The 5,754-nt window shown below is 45.2% G+C and carries 4 protein-coding genes; 2 read left to right on the forward strand and 2 right to left on the reverse strand.

Going from position 1 to position 5,754, the window contains the following annotated elements; all coding sequences use genetic code 11:
• Both ACP45E_RS04100 and recD read left to right on the forward strand, forming a co-directional pair.
• On the forward strand, window positions 1-2,134 hold a 2,134-nt coding region (locus tag ACP45E_RS04100; RefSeq protein WP_198927683.1), incomplete at its 5' end, for a 3'-5' exonuclease.
• Complete coding sequence (recD, locus tag ACP45E_RS04105; RefSeq protein ID WP_069584722.1) at window positions 2,134-4,320, forward strand: exodeoxyribonuclease V subunit alpha; 2,187 nt, start codon at window positions 2,134-2,136, stop codon at window positions 4,318-4,320. The genes ACP45E_RS04100 and recD, both read left to right, overlap by 1 nt.
• Window positions 4,321-4,513: 193 nt before the next feature.
• On the opposite strand, the gene ACP45E_RS04110 is transcribed toward recD, so the two are convergent.
• Entirely contained in the window at window positions 4,514-4,696 is a 183-nt protein-coding gene (locus ACP45E_RS04110; RefSeq protein WP_017035017.1) for a hypothetical protein, read from the reverse strand.
• Between the two features lie 221 nt (window positions 4,697-4,917).
• Window positions 4,918-5,754: amino-acid N-acetyltransferase (gene argA / locus ACP45E_RS04115; protein WP_069584724.1), on the reverse strand; the 837-nt coding region annotated here is incomplete at its 5' end.

The following is a 5,754-nucleotide window of genomic DNA, read 5'->3' on the forward strand; positions in this document are numbered from 1 at the left end:
GATGACCTATTGGCTGCAAGACGCGGAAGATAAACCGCGCTCGAAAGGGGAATACCTTGATGAAATGGCGCTGGCGACGGCGAGTCAGATCCAAACGATATTAACCGCAGCTCAAAGTGATAATGCCTACTTTTCAAGTGGATCTGAAAGTGGCTCGAAAAGAACAACCGTTGAAGCGGGAGATATGGCTGTTCTGGTGAGAACGGGTAATGAAGGGCGAATGATCAAACAGGCTTTGGCCGATAAAGGGATTGCCAGTGTTTACCTTTCTAACCGAGATAGCGTGTTCACAAGTGGAGTTGCTCAAGATCTACAAAGGCTATTGCAAGCCACGCTTACCCCCGACAATGATCGAGCACTGCGTTCGTGCCTTGGCTCTGAATTGTTTGCCTTGAACGCAAGCCAGCTTGATGCGTTAAATAACGATGAAATCATCTGGGATAACGCGGTTAACGAATTCAAAGAGTATCGAAAACTCTGGTTACAACGAGGAGTGCTTCCGATGCTTCGTTCCGTAATCAGTAAGCGTCATATCGCTGAACGGTTACTTGAAGAAGATAATGGCGAACGTACGCTCACTGATTTGATGCATATTGGAGAACTGTTGCAACAAGCGAGGCAAGAGTTAGATAGTGACCATGGGTTGTTGCGCTGGCTTGCCGAAACCATCAGCCAAGCCGAACAAGGGCTAGGTGGCAGTGATGATCAAATTCAACGGTTAGAGTCTGAGCGAAACTTGGTTCAAATCATCACCATTCATAAATCGAAAGGTCTGGAATATGATTTGGTGTTTCTCCCATTTCTAGTCAGTTATCGTGAAGCAAGTGAAGGAAAGTATTATGACGAATCCACTGATCAGACAATACTCGATATTACCAACAGTGGTGCCGCATTAGAGCAGGCCGATAAAGAGCGTTTAGCCGAAGATTTAAGACTCGCTTACGTCGCACTCACTCGAGCAGTGTATGGCTGTTTCATTGGGGTGTCACCGATAAGACGAGGACGATCAACCAAAGAACCGACCGGAGTTGATAAAAGTGCACTGGGTTATTTATTGCAAAATGCACAACAAGGCGGTATTTCCGATCTCAACAATGCGTTAACTGTTCAGGCTAACGCATTGAGCGCCATTGTGGTGACGGATCCCCCGTTGCCTCACGATGATTCTTACTCTATTTTGCAAGAACATGCTGTCGATCTTCATGCTCAAGTACTCCAGAGAGAGATTGACCGATCTTGGCGTGTTACCAGCTATTCAGGTCTGGTTAAGCAAGGCAGTCATCAGTCTCATTATGATGCCAGTGTTGAGATTCAGGGGTTTGATATAGATTCTGTTGAAGAGCAAGATGAGACGGAACTCATTGAGCCAGAGCGGTCCATCTTCACCTTCCCACGGGGCGCTCGCCCGGGTACGTTTTTGCACACGCTATTTGAAGAGGTGGAATTTACCCTTCCTGCTGGTGAAGAAAGCAACCTAGACATTATTCGCCATCTAATGGAAAAAGAGCAGCTAGATGAACATTGGCTACCCATTTTACAAACGTTGGTGGACACGGTGTTAAGCACCCCTCTTGATGGGCGAGATCTCTTGCTGAATAAAAAGTCCGCAGAGCAAAGGTTGGTCGAGATGGAGTTTTTATTGCCCATTGAAGTGCTCACGGCCAATGGGCTAAATCAGACCATCTGTCAACATGATGAATTATCAGCGAAGGCCGGTTCTCTCGGTTTTCAAACAGTGAAAGGCATGCTGAAAGGGTTTATTGATTTAGTTTTTGAACATCAAGGTAAATACTACATTTTGGATTGGAAATCGAATCACCTTGGTGATGACGTTTCGTGTTATCACGGCGAAGCTTTACGTGCGGCGATGGTGGATCATCGCTATGATTTGCAGTACCAAATTTATGCGTTAGCGCTGCATCGTTTCTTGCGCAGCCGATTAGCAAACTACGATTATGATGCTCATTTCGGTGGGGTATATTATCTTTTTCTTCGTGGTATGGATGGGCAATCGGACCATGGTATTTTTTCCGCTAAGCCAAGTTTGGACCTTCTCAATGATATGGATAACCTCATAGCTGGCGGTATTCCTAATGGCCTTCGTACTGCTGATCAAATGGAGCTGGATTTTTAATGACAATGTCTCTTCTTAGTAATTTAAACACATTGGCGAAGAAAGGCGTCATTAGGCAGCTTGATTATCAATTTGCTCGATTCATTGCATCCCAAGAACAGAATGCTCCAGAACAGATCGGCTTTCTTGCGGGGTTAATCAGCCATGAGTTGAGTAAGGGAAACATTTGTTTGATGCTGCCAACACCTTCGATGGTGGGCGAGACTGCAAATAATTCGGTGAATTCTGATGAGCATGCTCATCATCCATGGGCGTTAAAACTCGGACTGTATGGTGATTCTGCCACGGCGCTAAGCTTGCAATTACAAAGCATTGATTGGGCATCGCTGATTCAACAGTCGACTTTGATTGGTGAAAATAGTGAGGCCGTGCCGATGATGTTTGATGGCGAACGCTTGTATCTGCATCGCTACTGGCAGTACGAAATCGGCTTAGCGGAATGTTTAACTCGCTTTGGGTCACCGATGATCTTAAAGCCTACTGAGGTACAAAACCTCTCTGCGTTACTTGATCGTCTCTTTCAGCGAAGTTATCACTACCTATTTAATGGGCTGAAAAGTCTTTCGCCATCAAAAAATACTCAAGTGGTCCGTCAACAACTGGTTTGCGATCATCTTGATATCGTCGATAACACATCGCTGGATTGGATGGCGATTGATAACTTATTACTGGCGGCTAATAAAAGTGAAGATTTAAAAACGCTGGACCAATGGGTGCCGTTATCTGTTTGTGTGAATTGGCAAAAAGTCGCAGCCTCCATTGCATTAACTCGTCGCTTTGCGGTCATTTCTGGAGGGCCAGGCACGGGTAAAACCACCACGGTCACTAAGCTGCTTGCTGCATTGATTACACAAGCAGAGCAAACAGGAAAAGAGCCCACTATTCGCCTGGTAGCACCAACTGGGAAAGCGGCCGCAAGATTAACCGAATCGATTGGTCAGGCGATCACCGAGCTTGCTGTGTCACCGCAACTCAAAGAGAAAATTCCTACCCAAGCGAGTACGATTCACCGTTTACTTGGGGCATTGCCCAATAGTGCAGAGTTCAGACACAACCGAGCAAACCCGCTGCATTTGGATATTCTTGTGATTGATGAAGCGTCGATGGTTGATCTGCCTATGATGTATAAAGTGGTGGAGGCGCTGCCAGACCATGCTCGCTTGATACTGCTCGGAGACAAAGATCAGTTAGCGTCTGTGGAAGCGGGATCTGTGCTTGGTGATATCTGCTCATTCCAGAAATTAGGCTACAGCAGCGCCCAGGAAAAAATGCTCAAAGAACTGACACAGTATCAGCACATCAATGTTAATGATGGCTCATTTAACCCAGACGACACCATCAAACAGGATGGCAACGTCATCAGTGATAGCTTGTGTATGCTGCAAAAGAGCTTTCGATTTGATGCACGATCTGGCATTGGTCAGCTAGCAAAAGCTATAAACTCAGGTCAACCCAAACGTGTAGAGCAGGTCTTTGAGCAAGGATTTGGAGACATTGAATATCACACGTTAAGTGGTGAAAGCTACAATCACATGTTGCAAACATTGGTACAGGAATATGCGCAGTATTTAAAGCAAATACAGCCGAAAGACACGAGTACCATTGAGCTTGTTGAAGATCAATTGCAACGAGCGAAAATGGCCTTGAAGCAGTTTGCCCAATGTCGATTATTGTGTGCAATACGCGAAGGGGATTTTGGTGTGTCTGGATTGAATCTACGCATTGAAAAAGCGTTGTCTCGTCAGCGGCTCATTAATCCACAGGATGAACTTTGGTATCACGGCCGCCCTGTCATGGTGGCGCAAAATGATCACGGATTAGGCTTGTATAATGGTGATATTGGCATCTGCATGATTGATTTTTCTGATGACAATAAACGCCTCAAGGTCTTTTTTGAACTACCCGATGGCAGTGTGAAATCCGTATTACCAAGCCGAGTTCCAAGCCATGAAACCGCGTTTGCCATGACGATTCATAAATCTCAAGGTAGCGAGTTTGCCTTAACCTTAATGATCTTACCGCCGGATTTTACACCAGTACTGACCCGAGAGCTGATTTACACCGGGATAACGCGAGCGAAAAGCCGATTGGTTCTATTTTGTAATATGAGTGTGCTTAAGCGCGGGATCAGAGTAAAAACAGAGCGCGTGAGTGGTTTAGTGGAACGGTTAAAGATGACTTGTTAGCGATGTGGACGGATAGTGTCGCAGTATTATTTTTGTCATTAAGGTCTGGAAAGTATCTAAGTTTAGAACGTACCTAAGTTTGGAAAGTATCTAAGTCTGGAGAGTGTTGAAGGCGTGGAAAGAAAAGATTGAATCAGAAGTGTGTCATCAATGGTAAGTCACCATCCCTGGAAACTTACGTTCATTTCAAGCATTACACTAGAATTGCGCTTGTAAAGGAAATGCTATTGATTTTATAACGTCTCTGGTAATTCAAAATGAACGCTTTCATACCTTCATTGACAGGAAATACACAGTGTACATCTAAGCCTTCTAAAAATTGGTTGTCAGCCATGTCCCAAAAGCTTTGGACAGAGTTACATATGACGGTTTTCATCGGCAATTTGCTCTTAGTTACTTGTTTTAATTTTTAAGGCAATCCATGCGGGCCCAACTGAGTTAGGCAAAGAGTCCAATGACCCCGAAAGGCAGCTCCTCAATTGAGGAGGTCGAATTTTAACCACTTTATCTCAATAAATAAAGTGGTTTTTTATCACTATATGCTATGAAATTGATTTGTTATTGTCTCAATTTTGAGAATGCATTGTACTGATTAGGCTAAACACGAAGCGCTAAGATTTTTGAACGCCGCTGATAGTTATAGAGGTTTTGTTTCGCGACAGGCAAAGAGTCGACCCCTACCTCATAGAACCCTTGTTCTCTGAACCAGTGCAAGCTGTGGGTGGTCAGAACAAAAATCCGATGGATACCTTGGGACTTTGATTGAAGCCTCATGTGGTCAAGTAACAGCAAGCCTCGATTGCCGTCGCGATATTCTGGGTGAATGGCGACACACGCCATTTCTGCCATGTGCTCATCCTTATAGGGATACAAGGCCGCGCAGCCGATGATCAGCCCATCTTTTTCGATGATCGTGAACTGGTGTATTTCCTGTTCAAGTTGCTCTCTTGATCGTCGAACCAAAACGCCTTTCTCTTCGTGAGGGCGAATCAGATCTAGAATGCCACCTATGTCATCAATTTGTGCGGTACGGACTTGCTCTGCACTGGCCATGACTACCTGGGTGCCTATTCCGTCTAGCGAGAACAGTTCTTGAATGAGTGCACCATCATCTTTATAGCTGATTAAATGACTTCGGGGTACGCCGGCTCGACAAGCGACAGTGGCTGCCCGTAAGAAACGACTGGTACCGGAAGAATCATCTTGCGTCAGGTCTGTTGGCGTCGTGTTGTTTTCTACGGTGTCATTATCGTTCTGTGAATCGTTGATTTGCTCATGAGCGCGTAAAAGCTTATCAACGTCCTGGGGAAATAGTTCGGCAATGGCATTGCCATTTTCATCAATGACACCTTGCTCAGAGCAGAAGCCTATCAGCTTGTCTGCCCCCAATTTTATCGCAACTTGGGTAGCCACTTCTTCTGAGAGCAAGTTAAA

This window comes from Vibrio genomosp. F10 str. 9ZD137 (assembly GCF_049974785.1).
Lineage (GTDB): Bacteria > Pseudomonadota > Gammaproteobacteria > Enterobacterales > Vibrionaceae > Vibrio.